Source organism: Thalassotalea montiporae (assembly GCF_053485855.1).
The window spans coordinates 349,122-374,097 of the sequence record NZ_JBQRUO010000002.1 but is presented as its reverse complement, the minus strand read 5'-3'; the positions used below and the strand labels follow the sequence as shown (position 1 = coordinate 374,097).

The 24,976-nt window shown below is 43.2% G+C and carries 20 protein-coding genes; 13 read left to right on the top strand and 7 right to left on the bottom strand.

All coding sequences use genetic code 11. The annotated features are described in order from the left end of the window. Positions 1–61: 61 nt before the first annotated feature. Positions 62–1,081: a glycoside hydrolase family 113 gene (locus ACSLUR_RS08205; RefSeq protein ID WP_448553512.1), complete on the top strand. Its 1,020-nt coding sequence runs from the start codon at positions 62–64 to the stop codon at positions 1,079–1,081. 30 nt (positions 1,082–1,111) lie between these two features. On the opposite strand, the gene ACSLUR_RS08200 is transcribed toward ACSLUR_RS08205, so the two are convergent. Both ACSLUR_RS08200 and ACSLUR_RS08195 read right to left on the bottom strand, forming a co-directional pair. Further along, positions 1,112–2,044: a hypothetical protein gene (locus tag ACSLUR_RS08200; RefSeq protein WP_448553510.1), complete on the bottom strand. Its 933-nt coding sequence runs from the start codon at positions 2,042–2,044 to the stop codon at positions 1,112–1,114. Between the two features lie 187 nt (positions 2,045–2,231). Continuing rightward, positions 2,232–2,681, bottom strand: coding sequence for a tellurite resistance TerB family protein (locus ACSLUR_RS08195; RefSeq protein WP_448553508.1), 450 nt, complete (start codon positions 2,679–2,681; stop codon positions 2,232–2,234). A gap of 467 nt (positions 2,682–3,148) precedes the next feature. On the opposite strand from ACSLUR_RS08195, the gene ACSLUR_RS08190 reads away from it, so the two are divergent. The 5 genes from ACSLUR_RS08190 (at position 3,149) to ACSLUR_RS08170 (ending at position 9,684) form a co-directional block, all read left to right on the top strand. Then, positions 3,149–4,360, top strand: a complete 1,212-nt coding sequence (locus ACSLUR_RS08190; RefSeq protein WP_448553506.1) for an efflux RND transporter periplasmic adaptor subunit — start codon at positions 3,149–3,151, stop codon at positions 4,358–4,360. Positions 4,361–4,364: 4 nt separating this feature from the next. Next, a complete protein-coding gene (locus tag ACSLUR_RS08185) occupies positions 4,365–7,556 on the top strand; it encodes an efflux RND transporter permease subunit (protein ID WP_448553505.1) in 3,192 nt (1,063 codons plus the stop codon). Between the two features lie 143 nt (positions 7,557–7,699). Further along, on the top strand, positions 7,700–8,275 hold the full coding sequence (locus tag ACSLUR_RS08180) for a hypothetical protein (RefSeq protein ID WP_448553503.1): 576 nt from the start codon (positions 7,700–7,702) through the stop codon (positions 8,273–8,275). Then, positions 8,272–8,721 carry a hypothetical protein gene (locus tag ACSLUR_RS08175; protein WP_116001745.1) on the top strand — a complete coding sequence of 150 codons (450 nt, stop codon included), beginning with the start codon at positions 8,272–8,274 and terminating at the stop codon, positions 8,719–8,721. Before ACSLUR_RS08180 ends, ACSLUR_RS08175 begins: the two co-directional genes overlap by 4 nt. 9 nt (positions 8,722–8,730) lie before the next feature. After that, entirely contained in the window at positions 8,731–9,684 is a 954-nt protein-coding gene (locus tag ACSLUR_RS08170; protein WP_448553500.1) for a PDZ domain-containing protein, read from the top strand. 97 nt (positions 9,685–9,781) lie between these two features. On the opposite strand, the gene ACSLUR_RS08165 is transcribed toward ACSLUR_RS08170, so the two are convergent. Continuing rightward, positions 9,782–10,621 (bottom strand): 2OG-Fe(II) oxygenase family protein, encoded by an 840-nt coding sequence (locus ACSLUR_RS08165; RefSeq protein WP_448553498.1) that lies wholly within the window; start codon positions 10,619–10,621, stop codon positions 9,782–9,784. A gap of 153 nt (positions 10,622–10,774) precedes the next feature. Between ACSLUR_RS08165 and ACSLUR_RS08160 the strand changes: the two genes are divergently transcribed. From ACSLUR_RS08160 to mrcB, 4 genes are all read left to right on the top strand, one after another. Next, the gene (locus ACSLUR_RS08160) at positions 10,775–11,074 is read left to right on the top strand and encodes a hypothetical protein (RefSeq protein ID WP_116001739.1); all 300 of its coding nucleotides are present in this window, start codon (positions 10,775–10,777) and stop codon (positions 11,072–11,074) included. 38 nt (positions 11,075–11,112) lie between these two features. Continuing rightward, positions 11,113–13,680: a sensor domain-containing diguanylate cyclase gene (locus ACSLUR_RS08155; RefSeq protein ID WP_448553495.1), complete on the top strand. Its 2,568-nt coding sequence runs from the start codon at positions 11,113–11,115 to the stop codon at positions 13,678–13,680. Positions 13,681–13,830: 150 nt separating this feature from the next. Continuing rightward, positions 13,831–14,883, top strand: a complete 1,053-nt coding sequence (locus tag ACSLUR_RS08150; protein ID WP_448553493.1) for a CNNM domain-containing protein — start codon at positions 13,831–13,833, stop codon at positions 14,881–14,883. A gap of 34 nt (positions 14,884–14,917) precedes the next feature. Next, positions 14,918–17,302, top strand: a complete 2,385-nt coding sequence (mrcB, locus tag ACSLUR_RS08145) for a penicillin-binding protein 1B (protein WP_448553491.1) — start codon at positions 14,918–14,920, stop codon at positions 17,300–17,302. 82 nt (positions 17,303–17,384) lie between these two features. On the opposite strand, the gene hemL is transcribed toward mrcB, so the two are convergent. The 4 genes from hemL to ACSLUR_RS08125 form a co-directional block, all read right to left on the bottom strand. Then, positions 17,385–18,671, bottom strand: coding sequence for a glutamate-1-semialdehyde 2,1-aminomutase (gene hemL / locus ACSLUR_RS08140; protein ID WP_448553489.1), 1,287 nt, complete (start codon positions 18,669–18,671; stop codon positions 17,385–17,387). A 53-nt stretch (positions 18,672–18,724) separates the two neighbouring features. Beyond that, on the bottom strand, positions 18,725–19,738 hold the full coding sequence (locus tag ACSLUR_RS08135) for an aspartate carbamoyltransferase (protein ID WP_220347669.1): 1,014 nt from the start codon (positions 19,736–19,738) through the stop codon (positions 18,725–18,727). A 190-nt stretch (positions 19,739–19,928) separates the two neighbouring features. Then, on the bottom strand, positions 19,929–20,360 hold the full coding sequence (locus ACSLUR_RS08130) for a CopD family protein (protein WP_448553487.1): 432 nt from the start codon (positions 20,358–20,360) through the stop codon (positions 19,929–19,931). A 2-nt stretch (positions 20,361–20,362) separates the two neighbouring features. After that, on the bottom strand, positions 20,363–22,054 hold the full coding sequence (locus ACSLUR_RS08125; protein ID WP_258872174.1) for a chloride channel protein: 1,692 nt from the start codon (positions 22,052–22,054) through the stop codon (positions 20,363–20,365). Between the two features lie 47 nt (positions 22,055–22,101). On the opposite strand from ACSLUR_RS08125, the gene ACSLUR_RS08120 reads away from it, so the two are divergent. From ACSLUR_RS08120 to ACSLUR_RS08110, 3 genes are all read left to right on the top strand, one after another. Next, positions 22,102–22,830, top strand: coding sequence for a DUF6776 family protein (locus tag ACSLUR_RS08120; RefSeq protein ID WP_448553484.1), 729 nt, complete (start codon positions 22,102–22,104; stop codon positions 22,828–22,830). 89 nt (positions 22,831–22,919) lie between these two features. After that, entirely contained in the window at positions 22,920–23,261 is a 342-nt protein-coding gene (gene erpA, locus ACSLUR_RS08115) for an iron-sulfur cluster insertion protein ErpA (protein WP_448553482.1), read from the top strand. 560 nt (positions 23,262–23,821) lie between these two features. Next, on the top strand, positions 23,822–24,973 hold the full coding sequence (locus tag ACSLUR_RS08110) for an efflux RND transporter periplasmic adaptor subunit (RefSeq protein ID WP_448553480.1): 1,152 nt from the start codon (positions 23,822–23,824) through the stop codon (positions 24,971–24,973). Positions 24,974–24,976: the final 3 nt, after the last annotated feature.

Sequence of the window (24,976 nt, the reverse complement as noted above, 5' to 3'; positions counted from 1 at the left end):
AATACCTCTTAACAGGTCAATTTAAGGTGGCTAACCCATTAGATAACATCACTTTTTTATTATGAGACCTTTTATTTCTATCATCTTCAGTGTTTTCCTATTTACACCTTTGTTGAATTGGGCACAAAACTTAAATGGCGTAGAAAAAATCAATGGCGTCAGTTTTGTTGCCACAAACCAAACGCTTAACAGCAGTGATTTAAATCCGGTAAAAGATATTAATGTCAACTGGATCACAGTAATGCCATTTGGCTTCATTCGCCCCAATAGTGCCGAGGTGCTATATAACAGCAATTTTCAATGGAAAGGAGAAACCGTAGCAGGCATAAAACAGACCATCAGGCTTGCGCACCAGCAACAGTTGAAAGTGATGTTAAAACCACATGTATGGATGCGGAATCAATGGATAGGTGATTTATCGTTTTCGACTGAAGGACAATGGCTAATTTTCGAAAATAGTTACACAAATTATATTTTTGAATTTGCCAAAGTTGCTGAAGAATTGAATGTTGGTATTTTTGCCATTGGCGTCGAATTAAAAAAGTCGGTGATATTACGCCCTGATTTTTGGCGTGAATTGTCCGACAAAGTTAGAACAATATACTCAGGTAAAATAACCTACGCGGCTAACTGGGACAATTATAATAATGTCTCTTTTTGGGATAAGCTCGATTACATTGGTATTGATGCCTATTTTCCGGTAGCAACAGCAAAAACACCTAGCCATGACGCTTTTTATGCGGGTTGGTCTAGCCATTACAGCGCCATTAAAAAATTCAGTTACTCTCAACAAAAGAAAATTATTTTTACTGAATTTGGCTATCGAAATATTGACTACACAGGAAAAGAGCCTTGGAACCAAGCGGTAAACTCAACATTTAACAGTATCGCGCAGGAAAATGCGTATCGCGCCATTTTTAGCCGCTTTTGGGGTGAAAGCTGGTTCCTAGGAGGGTTCCTTTGGAAGTGGTTCCCAGATCATGCTAAATCAGGTGGCATCAATAACAATCGCTTCACACCTCAAAACAAACCGGTTGAAAAAACCATTAAAGCTTTTTATAAATTGACTCCTCCAAAGTAGCGTTCTTAGCGGGCTAAACCTATACGTAAGCTAGAAAAAGTAGACGACAGACAGGTCGCCAAACGATGTTTGAATATGACGGCCTTCTTGCTTCCAAGCGCGCAGCAATACTAAAAACTTTTCGTTTTGTGATGTCCATGAAAGACCAGCACCATAAGCACGTGCTTTTTCGTCGCCCGATTCTTTCAAATTGTCTACATTACTGAGGTTTTTAATCGTTCCTTTGCCAAATTTGTATTCGGCGAAAAAATGAATATTGTTAGGCGCTTGTACCGACAAAAATGGACCAATATCGCCGCTATAAGAAATGGAATCGAGCTCGGTTTTTGGGCGGTCATCGACATTGACAAAATCTGTATCAAAGATGAGGGAGCTGTTTGATTCAAGTGATAGCCGCTTAATAGACCAGCCGCCATTAATGCTTAACGACCAGTCAAAATGGGAACTAAGTTTAGGGCGATTAAGGAAGAAATGCTCAAATGCGGACGTTTTACCACCAAAAGTGTAAAGGTTGTGTTGGCCGAACAGCTCTATTTTGGTTGATTTGGTTTGCGTAAAAAAATCACTTTGTTGGCCTGGTCCTATGAGGTTCTCGACCCTAGTTTGCAAGCCTTCAAGTGTTTGGTAATTCAGTACTATTCGAGTGTTTTTAAGCTTTCTATAGGAAATCAGAATATTCTGCGTGTCGGTTTCGATATCGTCTTTTCTCGCGTCAACGGCATAGCCAATTTCAATATCATTAATGTCGAGGAAAAAGCCTATGCGTTCGTTATTCGTAGGCGAGAGATGGAAAAGCGCTTTTTGCTCTACGCCGTCGGTCGAACGGTAAATCAGGCTCTGGCTCGTATCGGGGCGAGAAAGGGTGGTTCGTAATGAAATGATGTCCCAGTCTATCGCTAGACTGTGATGAGAGGCTATCGCTAGTGCAAACCCGAGATAACATGAAATCCTTTGTTTCGCCACGCTACGACCACTGAGTAGATAAATGTTAACTTCAGTCTAACGTGAGAAAGTCGCCGAAAATGTCACAAATTTATAAAAAATTTAAAACAAAATCAGTGAAGGTGAGCATTAGCTGCAAAGCAAAATAAAAAGTCGGTAAGCTCAGCACTTCGTTGGAGTTTTAGTGCAAAGCCAATTTACCTTTCCCTTATTTCGCGAGAGCTTGCAGCTTAGCCTGCGTATATTCACTGTGGCGTAAATGCAGTAAATCAGCAATTTTTCGAATCACATGCTGTTCAATCGCAGCAAGCTCACCGTCAGCAAGCGCTAGTTGCCACAAGGTTTCAACCATAGTGACTTTTTGTGAGGGCGAGTAATGTTGGTTTAACACTGAAGTAAAGCGGTGAAAGTCTGTTGCATTCTCGCTTAACTCTATGGCCTGGGTGACGATATCACTCACTTCATTGTCAGTCAGTGAGAAGTGCCCTGCAAGTATCTGCTTAATGTGTTGCTGCTCATTGTCATCCATTAAGCCATCTGCTTTCATGACTTCAACTAGCAGTACGGCACAAGCGATATCTAGATTAAGTTTATCTTCTTCAACTGCTTGTTCCTGAAAAACATCATTAAAAAATTGCTGGATTTTATTAAGCATCATAGTACGACTCAAAACATGCCTGAATATGGCTAAACTAAATCGAAATATAGGTCTCGCTATATTAGCGCGTCTAGTAACCAAGACAAGCCTGCCCCAATTATCCAATAGAGAGCTGAAACAAGTGCATATGACCAGTAAAGCGAAATTACGGTATTAAGGATTATTTGAGTTAGTGATTATGCCTAAATAACTAAGTTTTTAGTTAATTGTTGACTAGAATAGCTAATTGAATGGGGTGCTATATTGTATTGCTTATTTCGACTGAGTGCTCACCTCTGGCTTTATTTTTAATTTATCTTATTGTAATGCAAGCATAAAAAAATTTTTCCTGTGCTATTTGCAATGTTAATAAGCCTTGGCGCGTATTTTGTAATAACCGTTTACAACTTTAACCATGCTTATGATTAAAAGTTCGATAAAATTTACATTTAGTCATAAGAAGTTGCGTGCAAATTGAGGGCAAAGCAGTGACAAGGAAAAAACAAATAATCATACCCATCATCATCTTGGTCAGTGGCATTTTAATCTTTATGGCATTGTCGAGTATGAAGAAACCTCCAGAAGAAAAACCAGCCATTGATAACACACCAATCGTCGCGATAGAGCCTGTATCAGTTGGTTCAATGCACCTGAAAGTGGGATCTCACGGTGTTGTTTTACCCAAATACGAAACCGAGCTTATCGCTCAAGTTAATGGTCAAATCGTTGAGTTATCGCCAGCGTTTGTCCGTGGTGGTTTTGTTGAAAAAGGCCAACTATTAGCACGCATTGACCCAAGCGATTACGAGGCTGCATTGATTGATGCTGAAGCTAATCTGGCTTCCTCTCATGCCTCGCTGGAAACTGAGCGCGCACAAGGTAAAGTTGCTGAAAGTGAGTGGCGTAAAATTACTGACGCTTTGCCAACTGAGTTAAGTTTGCGTAAGCCGCAATTAGCACAAGAGCTGGCACATGTTAAAGCGGCAGAAGCACGCGTGCTAAGAGCAAAGCGTGATTTAGAGCGTACCGAAATTCGAGCGCCATATGATGCCATGATTGAAATGCGCTCAATTGGTTTAGGCTCATACGTAGGCACGGGTAGTTCAGTTGGCAAATTGCTAGGCACAGCGGTCGCTGAGGTACGCTTACCTGTTGCCGACAATCAATTGCAATTTTTGATCGCAGAAGGTGATGCCGCTTCGGTGACGTTAAAAGGCACATTTGCTGGTAAAGAAACCCAGTGGCAAGCGCAAATCGCTCGCAACGAAGGCGTAGTGGATAATACGAGTCGCATGAGTTACTTAGTTGCTGAGGTGAAAGACCCTTACGCGCTGTCGTCAGGCGAGCACAAGCCACTGCGCTTTGGTGCTTATGTTAATGCTGATATTTACGGCATAACCCTGACCAATGCGACAACGGTGCCTCGCTATTTGGTCGAGAATAATCGAATTGCGATTTTAGATAGTGATTCAAAATTGCGTTACGTGAATGTTGATATTGTTCGCCAAGACGGTGCCAGTTTAGTGATTGGTGATGGCCTAACTGATGGCGACCGCATTATTGTTTCTGCGCTGGATTACCCAGTTGACGGCATGGCGTTAGCATTAGAAAGTGACAAGCCGAAAGACGATAGCCAAGAAAGTCCTGAAGAAAGTACTAGTGAAACTCAGGTAGCTAGTGTAGCAACGGCAGGGGAATAAGCTGATGAGCAAATATACCCCAGCCGAAATAGCCGAAACACATAAAGGCTTGATTGCTTGGTTCGCGCGCAACTCTGTTGCAGCGAATTTATTGATGGCTTTTATCTTGATTGGTGGCCTGCTAACTGCTGGTACCATCAGCAAGCAAATGTTTCCTCAATTCAAAATTAATTGGATTGAATTCAATGCCTCATACCCAGGTGCTGCGCCTCAGGAAGTAGAGGAAGGCATTACCATTAAAATCGAAGAAGCCTTAGAAACCATTCAAGGCTTAGATCGCGTCATCACATACTCAAACCGAAATGGCTCTAGCGGTTATTTCCGTGTTGATGAAGACTACGACCCACAAGTGGTACTAGATGAAGTGAAGTCACAAATTGACTCTATTTCTTCATTTCCTGACGGTATGGAACGCCCTGTAGTTGAGCGCATTAAATATCGCCAAGAGGTAATGTACATTAGCTTGTATGGCGATTTAACCAATAAAGAATTGAAAGCCTTAGGTAAGAAGATTCACGATGAAATTCAGCAGCAGCCGCTGATTAATATTTCTGAATTTTACAGTGGCCTTGGCTATGAGATTTCAATTGAAGTCAGTAAAGATCGGTTACGTGAATACGGGTTGAGCTTCCGCGATGTTGCCCAAGCGGTACGCGATCACTCTCGTAATATGTCGGCTGGTCAAATTCGTGCAGAAAATGGTTACATCAACCTGCGCGTTGAAAATCAGGCATACCGTGGTCATCAATTCGAGCAAATTCCCGTTATTACCTTAGGCGATGGTACTAAAATCTTGTTGGGGGATATCGCAACCATTAACGACGGCTTCCAAGAAGGTCTGCAATACTCAAAGTTTAATGGGAAAAACTCGGTAACTTTCTTTGTTGGCGCCGCGGGTGAGCAAAGCATTACTAATGTTGCCAAGGTGATGAGTGACTTTGTTGAGCGCAAACAAAAAGAGCTACCTGAAGGCGTTAAATTAGAAACTTGGGTAGATTTTACCTACTACCTTGAAGGCCGCTTAGACATGATGTTAGACAACATGAAAAGCGGTGCAATTCTTGTTTTCTTGATGTTGGCACTGTTCTTACGCATCCGCTTGGCGTTTTGGGTGATGATGGGCTTACCTGTGTGTTTCTTGGGAACACTACTGGTCATGCCGCTCGAATTTATTAACGTGACAATAAATATCACGAGTTTATTCGCCTTTATCTTAGTGCTGGGTATTGTCGTTGATGACGCTATTGTGATGGGCGAGAGTGCTCATGCGGAAATTGAAGACAAAGGTCACTCACCAGAAAGCGTAATTCGCGGCGTTAAACGCGTTGCCATGCCTGCAACTTTTGGCGTGTTAACCACAATTGCTGCCTTTGTTCCGCTGGTATTAGGTGATGGCCCAGGTTCGGCTTGGAGTCAGTCTATCGGTTATGTCGTTATCTTCTGTCTATTATTCTCTTTGGTGGAATCTAAGCTGATACTGCCTGCTCATTTAATTAGCATGAAAGTTAAGCCGCCTAACCCTCGCAACCCGCTGCATAGATTACGTGGTGCGGTTGACAACGGCATGAAGCATACCATTGAGCATTTCTATCGCCCAGCAATTACGACCCTAATGAAGTATCGCTACGGTGTGATCATGTTCTTTATCAGCATCTTACTGGTCAGTGCTGGTTTATACAGTGGTGGTGTGGTGCGCTTTATTGGTCAACCTAAGGTGCCACATGATTTCCCTCGTATCAGCATTGAAATGAATACTGATGCGGCAGAAAAAGCGACCTTAAATACCGTACTGACGGTTGAGAATATCTTGAAAAAAGTTGATCAAGATATTGAAGCAGAATTTGGTAAACCTATGATTGCCAATATGCAGGTTGATTTGCGCAGCCGCACACGTGCACAAATTATGGTGAAATTAGTAGAACCAGAACAACGCGCGATGAACACGTTTGAGTTAGCCGATCGTTGGCGCGAAGCTATCCCTAACTTACCGGGTGTAAAGCAATTCTCGATTGATGATAACTTGTTTGGCGGTGGTCGCGAGGATGGCGACATCAGCTTCAGACTAGAAAGCCAAGATGATGATCAACTGCTTGCTGCGGCACAAGACTTAAAAGCTAAGTTAAATAGCCTTAAAGGGGTCGGTGATGTGAACGACAGTCGCCAAACCAGCGCCAAGGAAGTGCAGTTCACCCTTAAACCGCTAGCCTACAGCTTAGGCTTAACCTTGTCAGATATTGCTTCTCAAGTTGGCTACAGTTTCTATGGCTTAGAAGCCCAACGCATTTTACGAGACAGTGAAGAAATCAAGGTTATGGTGCGTTACCCATTGGAAGAGCGAAATGCTGTCGGGCATGTTGACGATGTGATGATTCAAGCACCAAATGGGGCAGAACTGCCGCTGTCGGAGCTAGCATCAATTTCTGTTGTTGATGGTGTTACCAGTATTCGTCGTGAAAATAGCAATCGTACGATTAATGTTTGGGCCAGTGTTGATGCTGCGCAGGTAGAACCATTTGAGGTGGCAAAAGATATTCGCGATAACTACATTCCAGAGTTATTACGCAAATACCCGCAAGTACAAAGCCAAGTGTCTGGTCGTATTCAAGAAGAAATGGAAAGTGCGAATAAACAGTTACGCGACTTTATTCTATCGCTGATGGTGATTTTTACCTTACTGGCTGTGCCGCTAAAAAGTTACTCGCAACCATTAATGATTATGACGGTGATTCCGTTTGGTATTGTTGGGGCGATGGCAGGGCATATGATCTTAGGTATGGATCTAAATGTGCTATCGATGTTCGGTATTATTGCAGCTGCGGGTGTAGTGATTAATGACTCACTGGTAATGGTTGATTATGTTAACAATTCTCGTCGTCAAGGAATGGCGCTTAAAGATGCTGTGATTCATTCTGGCTGCCGCCGTTTCCGCGCGATTGTGTTAACGTCATTTACCACCTTTATTGGCCTAGTTCCGATCATGCTAGAAACGAGTATGCAGGCACAGATGGTTATTCCAATGGCGGTTTCATTAGCATTCGGCGTATTGTTTGCCACTGTTGTCACCTTGGTAATGATACCAGCGCTATATTTAGTGATTGAAGATATCCGTGGCTTGTTTAAGCGTAACAAGAACGCGAAATCAGATGTTGAAAAAAGCGCTCAGGCTTTGGCAGCCAAACCATTGGAGTCAAATTAAAATAAGCGTCGAATAAGGTGCTGATAAAAGGGAGGATCTTAGATCCTCCCTTTTTGCTTTGTGCTTGGCTTTAGTGTAAAAAAGTGGAAGACTCTAAATAGTCAAAAACAACATACCAGCATGGCAAATAACGATATTGGACAATGGAACAACCAAGGTTTGCACACTCATTAACACAGCGTGACTTTGAATTGCTGATTCAAGGCAAGCAAAGTGGTTTTATGGCTGCATACCAACACTACGCTGATGATGTTTACTCAATCTGCCTGCACCTTGTTTGTGATGAAGAAATCGCTGCTGAACTGCTTCGCCTTGTCTTTGCTCACTTTCTCAAGCAACTGCGTTACATTAAGCTGCCACAAGACGTTGGCCCTTGGTTAGAAGATTGCTCAGTTAAAGCATGTCGTCATTATTTTGTACTCGCTGAACAGGCACGGCAACATCGTAACGCACGCTCAAACCATAATGCTCGTAATACTCACCAAGGAAATTTGCGTTCAGCAAGTGCCGAAGAACATTCGGTAAACAATCGCTTACTCGAGGAAATAAGCCCTACACAACGCGCTATGGTTTATTCGCACAGTGCCCAGAACATAAAGCAAAAAAGCGTTATCAAAAAGATTAACCTCAGCTTAGAAAATGAAGCCAAAAACCAATTCTTGTTCGATTTGATCTCGCTTCAAAGTATCCGTAATTGGTTTAGTAAGGTTTGCAAATGACGCGCTTTAATGACCAATTAGAATGGCGTATTGAAAGCGCTGAACACATGTTGGAGAACAGCAAGGCGCCGCTACTGGCTGAAGACATTTGGCGCATTCACCAACTTAAACAATTGTCGCAAACGGTCGGTTTGGCTGTGTTAGCGGCATTCATTGCGCTTAGCCTATGGTGGTATCATTGGGGGCAAACGCCGATGGCTATGCCGGACTATATTACCCAGAGCCATCAGTATGAACAGCAACTAGCGCAATATGCCGATGTTGAATTATCAGAACGTCATAGCGCGATAATGGCTAACTGGCACCATGAGTTGTCGGTAATAGACCAAACACTAGAACGCGGTAAAGGTAATTTATACAACGTCGAGCTTTGGCAACGACGCACTAGTTTATTGAAGTTGATGGTTGAGTTTTATACTCGACCACTTGATTTGTATGAGATTTGAGGAAGCCCAATGAAGTATTTGGCTACTGTATTATTGTTGGTTGCGGCCAACTCGTATGCGAATGAATTGAAGTCGGCTCAAGCACAGCAGATCGCTGATCAGCTAGTTAGAACGATTAACCAGAAACTTGCTGAAATCACTGCCTTGGAAGTAGCTGAAGGTGTGCCAATTAAGGATATCAAAGTGAATTTGAGTCAAGGTATGCGCTTTGATAGCGGTCGTTTTGGTGCCATTCTAGATGCTAGTCAGCCTGGGCGTGTCGTCTCAGTAACACCGCGCAGCCAAGCGAGTCAATTGGGGATCCAGAGCGGCGATATTATTGTTTCAATCAATGATATGCCATTTGATGATGGCGTTGTTGGTGCAGCGCGCAAGTTACAGTATTTACCCAATGGTTCTTTGGTAAAGGTGGAGGTTAAGCGTGGCGATAAAACGCTAAGCTTGCAAACCCACCTTAAAGCTAAGTATTTGCCGCAGTGGCAACTCATGAGTGCGGAGTCGCTCGGCAGTGGAGATAACAAAAATAGTAGTCACTTACCGTACTGGCAATTAGAGGAAAATGCCCCGATTTTTGCCAGCCGGCTAGAACAGCATAGTGACATTACGGCGAGCCAAGGAAACTGTGGTCGCATAATTCTAGTGAACAGTTTGTCGATATCACCATCAAAATATAGTGGTTTGAAAAATACCTCTGAGATCAAAGAAATCGATGGTCATCCGTGGATGAAAGATAGCTCTCGCGTGCGGGTTGATGTTGGTTTGCATCGATTAAAAGTGGGGAATAAGTACGATACACCAAGAGATTTTAGAGACTTCAGCCTTTATGTTGCCCCCAACACTAACTACTACATTGCTTATACACACAATAAAGCTTGGGTCGATGATTGGGGCACAGATTTAGCGCTGGGTAAATATACCGGGCCGGTTATTTGGAAAACTACCGAACAAGCTTGTGAAAAATAAGCAAATATTAAATATAAAAAAACCAGCAAATAATGCTGGTTTTTAGTTTTATTGCTCGTTTAAAAGCGCAGTTCAATACAAGTGAGCCATACTTGGTTTACTTAACACCTAACTCTTTTAAACGCTCATCTAAGTATGTGCGTTGGGTGTGGCGTTCAGACAACACAACTTCGTCACGCGGGTGCAAGAAAAGTGGCAACGAAATACGTGAGTTCTCAGAACCTTTACCCGTTGGATTGATCACTCGGTGACTTGTTGATGGGAAGTAACCACCAGTCACTTCTTGCAGCATATCACCAATGTTGATAATTAAGTTACCGAAGTCACATGGAACGTCTGACCAAGTACCGTCATTTAGCTTAACTTGTAAACCTGGCTCGTTAGCTGCAGGTAAAATAGTCAGCAAGTTAATGTCTTCGTGTGCCGCCGCTCGTATTGCGCCTGGCTCTTCATCACCTTTTAACGGCGGGTAATGCAATACACGTAGCAATGTGTTCGGTGTATCTTTGATCATGTTTGAAAGCGGCTCAGAGTACTTAGCTGCAATTTCGGCTGGACTGTGCTTTTCAACCCAATCAAGTAGCTCAGTTGCTAAGTTCGATGCAAGCTCGTAGTAGGCCATAATCTCATCTTTAAGCGACGCAGGAATGCGGCCCCAAGGGTACACGTGATAGTACTCTTTGATGTCTTTTTTGGTGTGGCCTTTGGCAACTTCAGAAATTTCTGGCGCAAAGTAACCGTCTTGCTTTTCTGGATCGAAAGCAAACTGCTGCTTTTCGTCACTGGTGAAAAACTCGTACCAATTTTTGTAAATAGACTCAACAACTTCTTGTTTGATCGGGTGATTAACGAGTACACCGAAACCTGTTTCTCGTAAACTTTTTACAAATTGTTCAGGTGCATCAGGTGATTGATAATCCACAACTTGTACTTGCATCGCTTTCTCCTGCTAAGGCATTATGTGATAACTATAGTTGATTTTGATTATATCATTACTTAACCATATGGTCAGCTTTTTTGTTTGTACTATGACTTATAAACTAGGCTGGTTATAATAAATGCTTGTTGTAACTGGGGATAAATTCAACAAATGACAAGAAATTTACTACTATCAGCAGGTGTTTTAACGCTGCTATCGGCCTGTGCAGCTAATGAAAATGCCTGTGAAGATGTCACCTTAGCAGCTGAGCAAGTGCAGCAATGCCAAGTATTACAGCGCCAAATTACACAAGCTAAAGATCGACCTATTCTACGTACTGAATTAGAGCGCCGCTATGAACAAGACTGCGTGCAAGTGCGTTATTACCGAGACGATAAACAACCAGCGATCTGCGGTAATAAAGACAAGTTAGAGCAAGCGAAAGAAGCACTTGAAAAAGAAAGTAAGTAGCTGTAAAAACTCTTAGGTATGGTGGTAGGTGTAAATTCATGAATAATTCATCCGATGATAAGTTGTCTAATACTGATCAATCGCTTCAGAACGATGAGCTAGAGTTATATAAAGTCGCCTACCAAAATCTACAACAACGCCACACGGCGTTATTTAAACTCAACCAACTTTCCCAAGACTGTAAAGAACTGAGTACCTTTTACGCCCAAGTTCATCGGGTGATAAAAGCGATCATGACGGCTGAAAACTTCTATATCGTCATGTATGACCAAACCTTATCAACCTTAGAATTTGTTTATCATGTAGATGAAGAAGATGAGGTGCCTGAAGATCCGGTACCTTATGAAAGCTTTAGAGGTTCATTAACCAGCCATGTGATTGAGTCAAAAGAGCCGCTTTTGGCGACGCCTAATATGATCAAGCAAATGGCAAACGATGGCGTGCTCAATCATATCGGTACTGCGGGTATGGACTGGCTTGGCGTACCTTTGCTGCAAGACGGTTATGTTATCGGTGTAATGGCGATTCAAAGCTATACCGAAAATACCCGTTACACGGAAGAAGACAAAGCTCTATTAACCTATACCGCACAGCATGTGGTGTCGGCGTTGGTGCGCTTGCAAGATCATGAACAATTGCAAAAAGCGGTATCTTCTCGAACTCGCGAGTTAATGGAGCAAATTCGCGAACGTGAAAAAGCAGAATTATTGCAAGAGTCTTTGTACAGGATTTCAGAGCTAACCAACAGAGTTGGTTTAGATATCAACGACTTTTACGGGCAAGTTCACAATATTATTGGCCAGCTCATAAACGCCGAAAACTTCTTTATTGCCAAGTATGACAGAGAAAGCGATACCATAGACTTCGTTTATTACCTCGATCAAAACTCGCGTAATACCGCCAGCGATTTCTTACCGCAGAAGTCAGCTGATCTTTATACCGCCTTGGTGATTAGGCGTAAGCAAACATGCTTGCTGTCGTACGATGAAATGTATGAGCTTTATCGCCAAGGCGAAACGAAGAAACCGCAAAAAGAAACGAATTCTTGGTTAGGTGTCCCTTTGATCGCCGATGATGATGTTATTGGCGTACTAGTGCTACAAAGCTATCAAAAGCACATCACTTACAATCAGCAAGATGCTGAATTACTTAACTTTGTTTCTCACCATGTCAGTATGGCAATTAAACGTCGCGAAACTCTCGACTATGAGCGTCGTACACATGAAATGCTCGAAAAGCAGGTGAAAATGCGCACTGAGGCGTTGGAAGAAGAAATTCGCCAACGTAAACAGGTGGAGCAGATGTTAAAGCACAACGCTTCACATGATGATTTAACCGGGTTGCCAAATCGTGTGGTGTTTTTAGATCTGCTCGATCATGCGATTAATAACATGAAGCGTCGTCCAGAGATGGAATTTGCGGTGCTGTTTCTCGATTTAGATCGCTTTAAAATGGTTAACGACAGTTTAGGTCATCACGCGGGTGATCTGCTGTTGAAGGTGGTTGCCAAAGAGTTAAAAAGTATAATCCGAGCCAACGATACCGTCGCCCGTTTAGGCGGTGATGAATTCGTGGTCTTGATAGAAGACATTGACGACAAAAGCGAAGTGTATGAAATTGCTCAGCGTATTACCTTTACGCTAGCGCAGCCGTTTAACATCGATAACCAGCCGGTATTTATTGGGACCAGCATTGGTATTTTGTTCAGCGATGATCGCTATGAATCAGCAGAAACTATGTTGCGCGATGCTGATACTGCGATGTATCACGCTAAAGACAGTGGTAAAGGGCGTTTTGAAGAATTTGACGCCAGTATGCACCAGAAGATTCAAGAAGAGTTATCGCTTGAAGCCGATATTCGCCAAGCCATAGAGCAAGACGAGTTTACACCGTATTTTCAGCCAATTTATCAATTGGATTCAGCAAAGGTAATAGGCTTTGAGGCCCTTGCGCGTTGGCAAAGCAGCAAGCGCGGCATGGTGATGCCCAACCAATTTATTCCGGTGGCGGAAGAAACAGGATTAGTAGTTGATATCGATTTACAAATCATGCGTAAAGCATGCGACCAGCTTAAGCAGTGGCAAGCGGAGGGCCTGTGTGAGCGACAATACGTAAGCTGTAACTTATTTGGTAATCATTTTTATAATCCGACACTACCTGATGACATTAGCCATATTCTTAACTCCGCGGGGTTAGAGCCGGCCCACCTAAGAATTGAGTTAACCGAGCGCGTGCTATTAGAGGAAAATGAAGTTGTGCTCGCCAATATGAAAGCGCTAAAACAATTAGGCATCAAGCTGCTGCTGGATGATTTTGGCACGGGTTACTCTAGTTTAAGCTATGTGCACCGTTTCCCTCTCGATGTGGTGAAAATTGATCGCTCGTTTATTACCGATGCTCACTTAAAAACGAGTAACCGAGCGATCATCAAAACCATTATCGATTTGGCAGCTAACTTACAATTGGCAACCATTAGCGAAGGTATCGAGTGTCAAGAAGAGGCAGACATCTTAACCCAAATGGGATGCTTGTATGGGCAAGGCTATTATTTTGCTAAACCAATGGCAGGTGAAGATGCCACCACGTTGTTAACGGCTGGCAAATAGCTCAGCCAAAGCTTCTCTTTCAGCCCTATTTTGCCTTTCAATGCGTTGATTCAATTAGCATTACGCTAACCTGTTATGCGATTACGCTATTAATAGCTATCATGTTTAGGTATATTGTTGGTTCACTAGTTAACTTATTTTCTCGGATTAATGACACTACTTTTAATCTACCTTACTGTCGCCATTGGCGTATCTTTTCTTTGTTCCATTTTAGAAGCAGTTTTATTATCGGTTACGCCGAGCTATGTAGCGCAGGTGCTAAAAAATAAGCCGCGCGGCGGTAAAGTGCTTGAAAATGTGAAAACTAACCTAGATCAGTCAATTTCTAGTATCTTAATTTTAAACACTTTTGCCCATACCATGGGCGCTGCCGGCGTTGGTGCGCAGGCTATTCAAGTGTTTGGTGAGTCAAAAGAAACATTAGTCGCTTTCTTACTAACGCTCGCCATTCTGTATTTTTCTGAAATTATTCCAAAAACCTTAGGTGCAACATTTTGGCGTAATTTAGCTGTGCCTTCAGCGTATATCATTGGCTTTTTAGTGAAATTAGTCTATCCGCTGGTATGGGTTTCTTCGTTCCTAACGCGTTTATTTAGCAAGGGCAAAAACGAAGTGATCAGCCGAGAAGAAGTGTTAGCACTAGCGGCATTGAGCCATAAAGATGGGGCGATTGTTGGTCAGGAAAATCAGCTAGTTGAAAACATCTTGCAGCTTCGCGATGCGAAAACAGAAGATATTCTAACGCCTCGTAGTGTCGTTCACGCTTTACCGGAAGATATCACGGTAAGTGAAGCATTAAGTGCAGACAAAACCGCAAACTTTACGCGAATTCCTGTGTATCACGAATCAATCGACAATATTACTGGGGTACTGCTAAAAGCTCATTTATATGAAAGTGAGCGCCAAGGCAAAGGCGATATTCCCGTCAAGGAAGTTGCCTCACCACTTTATCGAATTTCAGAAAGCTTCCCTGTATTGAACTTGTTAGACGTATTTATTAAGCGTCACGAACACATCTTTTTAGTGGAAGATCACTTTGGTCAAACTGCTGGAATTGTCACCTTGGAAGACTGTATTGAAACTTTCTTAGGTCGTGAAATCGTTGATGAAAGTGATCAGGTGGAAGATATGCAAAAACTTGCCAAGGCGAATTATCGCCACCGTTTAAAAGCTAAATTTTCTGCTAAGTCTGAAAAGTCTTAACCTCCGCTAACCGGTTAATTGATAAGCCGCTATCATGCCCAAGAAATCAGACAAGCCAGCAGTAAAATCTGCTGGCGCTGCTAAAAAGTCATCGTCGTCAAAGTCTTCTCGCTCTTCTCAATCTAAGCCTGCAAATAACAGTTCTAAACGTAAATCAATAGGCCGCTGGCTATTATCAACTGGCTTTAAGCTAGGCTTATTTGTGCTGTGTTTCTTAGTCATTTATGTGGTTTATCTTGATGCTAAAGTACGAGAAAAATTCGAAGGGCAACGCTGGCAAGTACCAGTGCAAGTGTTTAGCCGTGCTGAATTGTTAAGTGCAGGGGAACCACTATCGCTCACTTACCTTGCTAAATCATTAACACGTGGCGGCTATCAAAAAGTCTCGAAAGTGTGGCGACCAGGTCAGTTTGCCTTATCGTCTTCGCGCATCATTATTTTTCAGCCAGAATTTAGTTATCGCGGCCAAGAATTTTCTGCGGCGCGACTAACCATCGACATTGCTAATGGAAAGGTAATTAAAGTTTACCACGGTAACAGCCTAGCTAAGTCGGTGACATTAGCACCGCAGCTGGTGGCACGGATTATTCCATCCAGTAAAGAAGACCGAGTGTTAGTCGGCTTAGAGCAAGTGCCAGAAGCTTTGTTAGATACTCTGTTGTTGGTTGAAGACCGTGATTTTTATTTTCACAGCGGTGTCTCGCCACTCGGCATTTTGCGAGCGTTATACAGTAATATTGTTGCTGGGCGCACTGTGCAGGGCGGCAGTACCCTGACCCAACAGCTGGTTAAGAATATGTACTTAACCCGTGAAAAAACCATCGTTCGCAAGGTTAATGAAGCCTTAATGGCATTGTTGCTCGAATATCGCTATAGCAAAGATCAACTACTTGAAGCCTATGTTAACGAGGTTTATTTAGGGCAACACTTTGCCAATGGCGTGTATGGTTTTGGTTTGGCCTCGGAATTTTATTTTGGTCGCTCGCTTAACCAGCTAACCCCGGCGCAAATGGCATTGCTTATCGGGATTATTAAAGGGCCTAGCTACTACGACCCTTGGCGCAAACCAGACAATGCTAGAAAGCGTCGTGATCTTGTGCTCAAGCTTATGGTTGAGCATCATTTGATTGATGTGCCGACATACGAGCAAGCGATGGCAGCCAACCTTGGTATTCGCGGTAAGCGTCGCATGACACGCCAACACTTTTACAATTACATGCAGCTTGTTAAGCGCGAATTGCCAGAGTTGCTCGGAAATCAGCAACAAAATGCAGGCATTAAAGTCTTTACCGGCTTCTCAATGAAAGCTCAGTTATTGTTAGAGCAAACAACTGCGCAGACGTTATCCGAGCTTGAACGAAAACATAAACAAAGTGCACTGCAAGCTGCTGCTATGGTGACTGAATCGAACACTGGCGAGATTATGGCGCTAGTGGGCGATAGAAATATTGATAACAACGGCTTCAACCGTGCGTTAGATGCCCATAGACCAATCGGCTCGTTAATTAAGCCAGCGGTTTACTTGCCCGCGCTAGAGCGATACCAGCAATTTAACTTTGCCAGTCCGATAGAAGATAAACCGATCACCCTTGGCTCTGAGCAAGGCAAAGAGTGGCGCCCTAAAAATTACGATGGAAAGTTTAGAGGTCAAGTGCCACTGATTGATGGCTTGGTAGAATCACTGAATATTCCAACTGTAAATTTAGGCATGTCATTAGGCTTGGATAATGTGGTGCAATCCATGGCGATGCTGGGTTATGAAAAGCCGCTGACAGAGCGCCCCTCGATGTTGCTGGGTGCGGTTAATATGTCGCCCTATCAAATTAACCAGTTGTATTTACCCATTGCCAATCAAGGGTACTATGAGCGGACTCATGCCATTACTCATGTTATCGCACATAACGGCGAAACCTTGTGGCAGTATCGCCCTCGCCATGAGCAGCGTATTTCTTCGCAAAGCGCTTATTTAATGAATTATGCGTTGCAGCAAGTGACCGAGCGAGGCACGGCAAAATCGCTTAGCTGGCGCTTAAAAGGTGCTGAGGTTGCGGGTAAAACCGGCACAACCAATGACCAAAGAGACAGTTGGTTTGTTGGTTATGATCAACAGCAATTAATCACCAGTTGGATAGGGCATGACGATAATAAACCAATGCAACTGACAGGAAGTAGCGGCGCCTTAGTACTGTTTGCCAATTACCTCAAACAAGCAGGCGTTAACAATCTTAACTGGTCTGTGCCTAATGATGTAAAAGACGTTGGCTTTGAACTAACTACGGGCAACGCGGTTGAAGAAACTTGCCAGCAAATGGCGTATTACCCTGCGGTTACTATTGAGCTTAACTATTCTAACTGTATGGAAAAGATTGTTGATAAACGCTCTTGGCTGGAAAAATTATTTGGTCGTGACGAGGGGTAACCCCTTTCTTTAGACAACAAATTAGACAATAAAAAAAGCAGCGCTTAGCGCTGCTTTTAAGTTTTACTTTGCAAGCTGCTAATTAGGCCGCTAATTTAGCAAAACAGCGCTCCGCTGCCGCGATCGTATTCTCGATATCTTCATCTGTGTGGGCAGTCGATAAGAAGCTAGCTTCAAATGCTGAAGGCGCTAAGTAGAAACCTTCTTTCAACATTAGATGGAAGAAGCGCTTAAACTTCTCACCGTCGCACGCTGTCGCTTGCGCATAGCTAGTAATAGTTTCTTCCTCGGTAAAGAAGAAGCCAAACATTGCACCGACATAGTTGATGCTTAACGCAATACCGTGTTTTTCAGCAGCGGCCTTAAAGCCTTTCGCCACTTTTTCGGTATTTGCGGCAAGTTGCTGGTGCTTATCACCTTGGCATAATTCATTCAATGAAGCTAAGCCAGCAGCCATAGCAATAGGGTTACCTGAAAGTGTACCCGCTTGGTAAACAGGTCCTACTGGTGCAATGTAATCCATAATGGCTTGTTTGCCGCCAAAGGCACCTACTGGCATACCACCACCGATGACTTTACCTAACGTTGTTAAGTCAGGTTGTACTTGGTAGTGTGCTTGTGCGCCGCCTAGGGCAACGCGGAAGCCCGTCATTACTTCATCAAAAATTAACACACTGCCGTGTTCGTCACAGACTTGGCGTAAACCTTCCAAGAAGCCAGCAACTGGAGGAATACAATTCATATTGCCGGCCACAGGCTCAACAATAATACAGGCAATTTGATCGCCAAGCTCTGCAAATACCTGCCTAACTTCGTCAAGGTTATTAAAGCTAACCGTTAGTGTGTGCTGAGCGAAGTCTTCAGGAATACCCGGTGAGTTTGGTACGCCCATGGTTAAGGCGCCAGAGCCCGCTTTAACTAATAACGAATCTGCGTGACCGTGGTAGCAACCTTCAAATTTTAAGATTTTATCACGGCCTGTGTAGCCACGTGCTAGGCGAATGGCACTCATGGTCGCTTCGGTGCCTGAACTTACCATACGCAGCGATTCCATTGATGGCACGACTTCACGTACTTTCTCAGCCATTTCAATTTCTAGCGCTGTTGGCGCGCCAAAGCTCAAACCGTTTTCAACCGCTTTTAGTACGGCGTTGCGGATCGCAGGGTGGTTATGACCTAGAATCATTGGTCCCCAAGACCCAACGTAATCTGTGTACTTTTTGCCGTCAGCATCAAAAATATAGGCACCGTCAGCACGTTCAATAAAACACGGTGTGCCGCCAACGCCATTAAATGCACGTACTGGTGAGTTCACCCCGCCTGGGATAATGGATTTTGCTTGTTCAAAAAGTTCTGCAGATTTTTGCATGTGGTTTCCTGTCAATTCTATTTCAATACGTGCGCGAGCGGATTAACCGCCATCTAGTAAGCTTTATTGCTATGCCAAAGCACGGGTTTTTCGTATGCAGTTAATTTATCTTCAACACCTAAGGTTAGTGCGAATAACGCCATTCGTACCAGCACACCATTTTGTGCTTGGCGGAAAATTGCTAAGTTGGCTAAGTCATTTAAATCAGTGTCTAGCTCATTAGCTTCTGGGCGTGAGTCGCGAGGTAATGGGTGCATAATCACAGTGTTTTCTTTGCAATACTGCTGATAAACCTGCCTGTTAAGGCTAAAGTGACCACGATATAAATCAGCTTCATCAGCACTGGCAAAGCGCTCTTGTTGAATGCGAGTTTGATAAATTACATCACAGGCGAGGTTGCCAGCGATTTTGTCAGTTACAATCACTTGGTGGCCAGCATTGGTTAGCGTTGAGATAACACTGTCTGGCATTTGTAGCGCTGCCGGCGAGACCATCGTCACTTTCACATTGTTGTATAAACTCAGCAATTTAGACAGTGAATGTACGGTGCGACCATGCTTAAGATCACCCATCAACACTATGTTTAAATTGTCTAAGCCTTTGCCAAATCGTGACATTTCAGACTGAATGGTAAACAAGTCCAATAAGGCTTGGGTCGGGTGTTCATTTGCACCGTCACCACCGTTTATCACCGGAACACTAGAGCCTTCGGCAAACTCTGCAACAGAGTGCATTTTCGGGTGGCGCATCGCGATAACATCGGAATAGCCGCTAATCACCTGTGCGGTATCGTATAAAGACTCACCTTTGCTCAGCGACGAGTTTTCCTCACCTACGGTTTCGCGAACAAAACCGCCGAGTAAATTGAACGCTGTACCAAAGCTGACGCGTGTGCGAGTGCTCGGTTCAAAAAATAGGTTGTTTAAGATGGCGCCATCAAGAACATGACAACGCTTTTGGCGTGCCGCATAGGGTGCCATTTGTGCGGAAACATCAAGAATTTTAGCAATAGCATCGCGGTCAAGTTGCGATACCGACAAGATGTGACTACCTTGGAATTTCATCATAACGCTTATCCAGCCATGATATGAGTGGTTGCGCTGAATGCGGTGTGCTAACCAGCCATTAGCGCCTCTAAAATTATCGGCGCGAAATATAGCATAGTTAGCAAAACAATTGAATGTGTTTGCGAGCGGTTAACGCTAACTTAAATCGCTTGCAGGTATAAATACCAATGTTGAATTTGACTGGAGCAGATTACATAGGTTTGACGTAAGCAAGCATAATGACAGCAAATAAAATCAGTACGGGAACTTCATTAAAAATGCGGTAAAAGCGGCCTGAGCGAGTGTTTCGATCTAGCTTAAAATCTTTCAGCAATTTAAAACAATAGGCGTGATAAGCGAATAATATAATCACTAAGGTCAGCTTGTAATGTAGCCACTTAGCTGCCACAAACCAATCACGACCATATTCCATAATCAAGGCTAACCCCAGTGCTAAGGTAAGTATCGCAAACGGTGTAATAAAATAGAGTAGGCGTCGCTCCATACCTTTTAGCTGTTCAATCACATCGGGATTATTTGATTCAGCGTGATTTACAAATAAGCGAGGCAAATAGAAAATACCGGCAAACCAGGCAACCATAAAAATTACATGAAAAGCCTTAAGCCATAATATTGTGGTCATTACTAAATTTTTCCTTTCGTTAAATACGCACGAATCTGCTCGAAGGTTAATAAACCAATAATATTATCCGGTGATTTGTCATAAATGTACACGCCACCCAAACGCTGCTCATTCAGTTGTAAGTATGCTTCAGCAAGTGTTGCGCAGCTGGAAATTGGAATCAGCTTATGTTGCCTGAAGCGTCGCTCTTTGCCTGGCTCGTAAACCACTTCATTCCAGTAAAATTCGCCATTGCTTTGCATGATCAAGTATTCGCTTTTCATCGCTTTTTCTTGCATTTCTTGCTCAGTGTCTCTGGCATCGAGTAAGGCTAAATTAGTGCGCATTATGCCTAATACACCAATATTGTGGAGAGTGTTTTCCAATGGTGGCGTTCGATACGAGAGCTCTTGAACGTTAAGTTGCATAATAAACACGGAGCGATTATTAAATAGCTGACCAGCGCATAGACAAGCGGTTGATATTACCAACATGGATGGTGCAATAATCTCTAGCTGGTTTGATAGTTCAACAACGGCCAACAAGGCGGCAAGCGGGGCATTGAGCGTTGCTGCCATAAAGCCAGCCATGCCCATTAAGGCAAAGTCACTGGTCATTTTATCTTCAAAGGCGATGCCCATCATGCCCGCAGCAACAGCACCAGCAATTGCGCCAATACTGAAGATTGGGCCAATTACGCCACCAGGAATCCCCATACCAACCGCCACAATAGTTAAGCCACATTTAGCTACTAGTAAGCCGAGTAATAACGCCGTGCTGGCATCATCACTCATGGTAAAGTGCATGGCGCCTAAATCTGTACCCATTGCATAGGGAATAATAAAGCCGACTGAGCCGGTAATTAGGCCGGCAATTAATAAGCGCGCAACCACGTGAAAATGCTTAGCGTTTTCAATGGCTGCAACGATAAAACGATTAAAAATAGCAGCCAGTGTACCTAGCATTAAGCCCAATAGAATAAGCCAAGGGTAGTGCTCAAAATCTAAGGCAACCGGGCTAAAAAATTCATAACCATGGGCGGGACCAAAAATCGTGCTGGTCACCATAGAGCCAACAATTGCGGCCAGCATGATCGGAATAAACATGTGAATTTTGTATTCGCGCAGAATCACTTCCATCACAAAAATTACCGCCGCAATAGGGGTGTTAAAACACGCCGCGATACCCGCAGCAACACCTGATGCTGCCAAGGTTCGAGTCGCATTGGAAGGCAGATTAAAGCGGCTGCCTAAATAAGCACTACTGGCCGCACCTAAATGTACGGCAGGACCTTCTTTACCCACGGAAAAACCGCTGGCAAGGGCGATAATGCCACCGAAAAACTGATTGATGGTATTGCGCAACGGAATCACACCGTAGGCGACTTTCAAGCGGTGCAGTACAAACGGGATACCAGTTCGAATATATTGGTAACCTGTTAACCACGCCGTTAATAAAATTGCCAAGGCGCCAATGATTGGCAAGAATAAACGATTTAACTCGGTTAAGCTGGTATAATGACCGATATCTGCGAGTAACCATTGTTGAATGCTATTAATCGCACCAATAAATAAGGCAATCAGTAAGGACGATATCGTGCCGCCAATGATGGCGAGTAAACACAATTGCCATGAGGTAATGGGCAGTGCTAAACGCTTGCGCATCGCAATGTCTAGATAGTTAACCGTGTTTTTAAAGCGCGTTATATTTAGCAAAGAAAAATCGTTTTTATGTTGTTTTTAATTTCAATAATACTTGATAAATGAATTGGTTAGCAAAAATAAATCTACCTGTTGTCGCGAAGCGCTTAGGTGCATTCAAGTCTGCACTTTTATTGTTTTCAACAATTGCCTTGTGTCTATTCGTTGGCTATAGAATTGGCAACTATTTTCATAGTTTCCAAACGCAAACAATCAGTCAACAAAAATTGCGCTTAGATGAACTTTATCATCAGCAAAATGAAAACCTCAAACATATTCATACACTAGAGCTTGAACTTGAAGTTGAGCGCATTGCCAATCAGCGTGCCCAGCAAACCATTAAAGCCATGGAAGTGGATCATTTTGCGGTTAAAAAACAGTTGGCGTTTTATGAAAAAGTGATGGCACCAGAGAAGCAGGCAGATGGTCTCGTTATTGATCAAGTCGCGTTGGAGCCAACGGAAAGTGAAAACCACTATCGATTAAGTGTCGTACTTATCCAGCAAACGCTGAAAAAGCGCTATGCCAAAGGGTATATTGAATTTTCGTTAAAAGGCAGCCAAGCAAATCGTCCAGCGACATTAAAGCTTGAACAAATTAGCCAACTTTCCAAAGAACAGCGTTCGTTTAGTTTAAAGTACTTTCAACGTATTGAAGGTGATTTAACTGTACCTGCTGACTTTATTCCTGAATCACTGGAAATTAAAGCCGTGTTGCCGAAAGGAAAATGGCAAAAATACAGCGAGTTAAATGAAAGTTATCCTTGGTCGGCATTAGTTAAACCAACTTAGTCTAATCCTTTCAGGCGGGCTAATACTTGATTAAAGTACTCAGGTTTAAGATAATCCGCCCCTGAAATATTGTGTGAGAATTATGTCCAATGTCTAATCCTGATTTACCGATCCAATTTACCGATGCAGCGGCAACAAAAGTATTGGCGCTAGTTACAGAGGAAGAGAATCCTGCACTTAAACTGCGCGTCTATGTAACCGGTGGTGGTTGCTCGGGATTCCAATATGGCTTTACCTTCGACGAAAAAGTTAATGAAGGGGATATGACCATTGAAAAACAGGGCGTTACTATGGTGGTAGATCCAATGAGCTTACAATATTTGGTCGGCGGCGAAGTGGACTACATTGAAGGCTTAGAAGGTAGCCGCTTTATTGTGAGCAACCCAAATGCAACAACAACTTGTGGTTGTGGTTCATCGTTCTCAATTTAAACACATCACAGAAATTCAGTTTTTTAAATAACCTCAGCCCTGGATAACTAATGTGCTTCTAGCGGCTATTTTTACTGCTACCAGCGTTAAATTTACTTGCAATAGACTAGCTATTGACGCGCAAATTTGCCTTGATATCAGCAAAAATTTCTCGCTAGAAGACAACGATTAATATAAGCATTTGAAATGATTTGTTATCCACTATTTCTTATCCAAACCTGAGGTTACATAAAAAGCCCGCTAACTAACATTAGCGGGCTTTTTGTTTTCCCGAGTTCGTTTCTTTTCTGGGTTAGCCTTTTCTTTAGCTGCTCTTTTCTATGGCTACTCTTTTGTTTAGCTACAATCCTTGTTAATTCCGTTGCTATTAAATGATGACGTAACTGAATCTGTACAAAAATCAATTGTCGAAACATTTTGTAGCAACCGTATTTTGAATGCGATTTAATACTCGTTTAGACTATACGGTCTAGTGTATTTGTCGGGTAATATCGCTTTTCTTGTGCTTTCGCCGTAAGTTTTTGAATTGCCCATAGCTAACAGTTAATAAGAGAACTCTCATGTTAAATCGCCAATGGTTCGCCGAACGTCCCTATGTCATTGCTATTATCATCGCTTTGCTATTGGTACTTTGGATGGCGTCAGGTATAGGTCAGGATAATAAGCTTCAAACCAACATTGAGGGCAACAGTAGCTCAGTAGTAGCAGAGACATCTAAAAAAGCTCAACAAGCACCTATCCCTAAAGTCAAAGTTGAAACACGCATGGCAGTGCCAGTGTTTGACACGGTTGAGCTGTACGGTCGTACTGAGCCTGATCGCACCGCTACGTTAAAAGCAGAAGTCGACGGTAAAATTGTTGAAGTATTGGCGAAACGTGGTGCGACGGTAAAACAAGGTGATGTAATTGCTCGTATCGCCATCAACGATTTACAGGCGCGATTAACAGAAGCCAAGGCGTTGCGTGCACAGCGGGAAATTGAGCACCAAGGTGCCACTAAACTTCATAAAGACGGTTACCAAGGTCGTGCACAATTAGCACGTGCAGTGGCTGAATTAGAAGCAGTGAAAGCAACCATTCAACGCTTGGAAATTGATATTGCTAATACTGTGATTCGCGCGCCATTTGATGGCGTAATGAACACCCGTTATGTCGAACAAGGTGACTATGTAAAAGACGGCGATCAAATTGCGATGATTGCGGATCTCGATCCCTTGATTGTTCGTGCTCATGCCACAGAAAATCAAATTACCCAATTACAAACAGGGCAAGTTGCGCATATTGAACTGCTAAGCCATCAACAAGCGGATGGCGAAATTCGTTACATTGCCAGTGTTGCCGATGATGCAACAAACACCTTCAAAATTGAAGTTGCGATTGAAAATGCTGACAACCAGCTACTTGCGGGCATGAGTGGTGAAGTGACCTTGCCACTAGCTGAAGTAGATGCCATTAAAGTATCGCCTGCCTTATTAGCGTTAGACGAACAAGGCAACATCGGTATTAAAACCGTGGTTGATAACCAGGTGGTGTTTACTGGCATTAATATCGTGAAAAGTGAAAGCGATGGTATTTGGCTAACTGGGCTAGGTAAACAAGCTGACATTATCGTGCTTGGCCAAGGTTTTGTCCGTGCGGGCGATATGGTTGAAGCTGTCTTTGATACAGCACAAGCGCTTGCTCAGCAATCTAGCGACATGAACAAGGGCTAACCA

What these genes read in the sequence shown, in the direction of transcription:
- ACSLUR_RS08150 (WP_448553493.1), top strand. Translation starts at nt 13,831, where the DNA reads ATGACACTACTTTTAATCTACCTTACTGTCGCCATTGGCGTATCTTTT.
- ACSLUR_RS08170 (WP_448553500.1), top strand. Translation starts at nt 8,731, where the DNA reads ATGAAGTATTTGGCTACTGTATTATTGTTGGTTGCGGCCAACTCGTAT.
- ACSLUR_RS08205 (WP_448553512.1), top strand. Translation starts at nt 62, where the DNA reads ATGAGACCTTTTATTTCTATCATCTTCAGTGTTTTCCTATTTACACCT.
- ACSLUR_RS08195 (WP_448553508.1), bottom strand. Translation starts at nt 2,681, where the DNA reads ATGATGCTTAATAAAATCCAGCAATTTTTTAATGATGTTTTTCAGGAA.
- mrcB (WP_448553491.1), top strand. Translation starts at nt 14,918, where the DNA reads ATGCCCAAGAAATCAGACAAGCCAGCAGTAAAATCTGCTGGCGCTGCT.
- hemL (WP_448553489.1), bottom strand. Translation starts at nt 18,671, where the DNA reads ATGCAAAAATCTGCAGAACTTTTTGAACAAGCAAAATCCATTATCCCA.
- ACSLUR_RS08165 (WP_448553498.1), bottom strand. Translation starts at nt 10,621, where the DNA reads ATGCAAGTACAAGTTGTGGATTATCAATCACCTGATGCACCTGAACAA.
- ACSLUR_RS08155 (WP_448553495.1), top strand. Translation starts at nt 11,113, where the DNA reads ATGAATAATTCATCCGATGATAAGTTGTCTAATACTGATCAATCGCTT.
- ACSLUR_RS08185 (WP_448553505.1), top strand. Translation starts at nt 4,365, where the DNA reads ATGAGCAAATATACCCCAGCCGAAATAGCCGAAACACATAAAGGCTTG.
- ACSLUR_RS08120 (WP_448553484.1), top strand. Translation starts at nt 22,102, where the DNA reads ATGAATTGGTTAGCAAAAATAAATCTACCTGTTGTCGCGAAGCGCTTA.
- ACSLUR_RS08160 (WP_116001739.1), top strand. Translation starts at nt 10,775, where the DNA reads ATGACAAGAAATTTACTACTATCAGCAGGTGTTTTAACGCTGCTATCG.
- ACSLUR_RS08110 (WP_448553480.1), top strand. Translation starts at nt 23,822, where the DNA reads ATGTTAAATCGCCAATGGTTCGCCGAACGTCCCTATGTCATTGCTATT.
- ACSLUR_RS08130 (WP_448553487.1), bottom strand. Translation starts at nt 20,360, where the DNA reads ATGACCACAATATTATGGCTTAAGGCTTTTCATGTAATTTTTATGGTT.
- ACSLUR_RS08180 (WP_448553503.1), top strand. Translation starts at nt 7,700, where the DNA reads ATGGAACAACCAAGGTTTGCACACTCATTAACACAGCGTGACTTTGAA.
- ACSLUR_RS08175 (WP_116001745.1), top strand. Translation starts at nt 8,272, where the DNA reads ATGACGCGCTTTAATGACCAATTAGAATGGCGTATTGAAAGCGCTGAA.
- ACSLUR_RS08135 (WP_220347669.1), bottom strand. Translation starts at nt 19,738, where the DNA reads ATGATGAAATTCCAAGGTAGTCACATCTTGTCGGTATCGCAACTTGAC.
- erpA (WP_448553482.1), top strand. Translation starts at nt 22,920, where the DNA reads ATGTCTAATCCTGATTTACCGATCCAATTTACCGATGCAGCGGCAACA.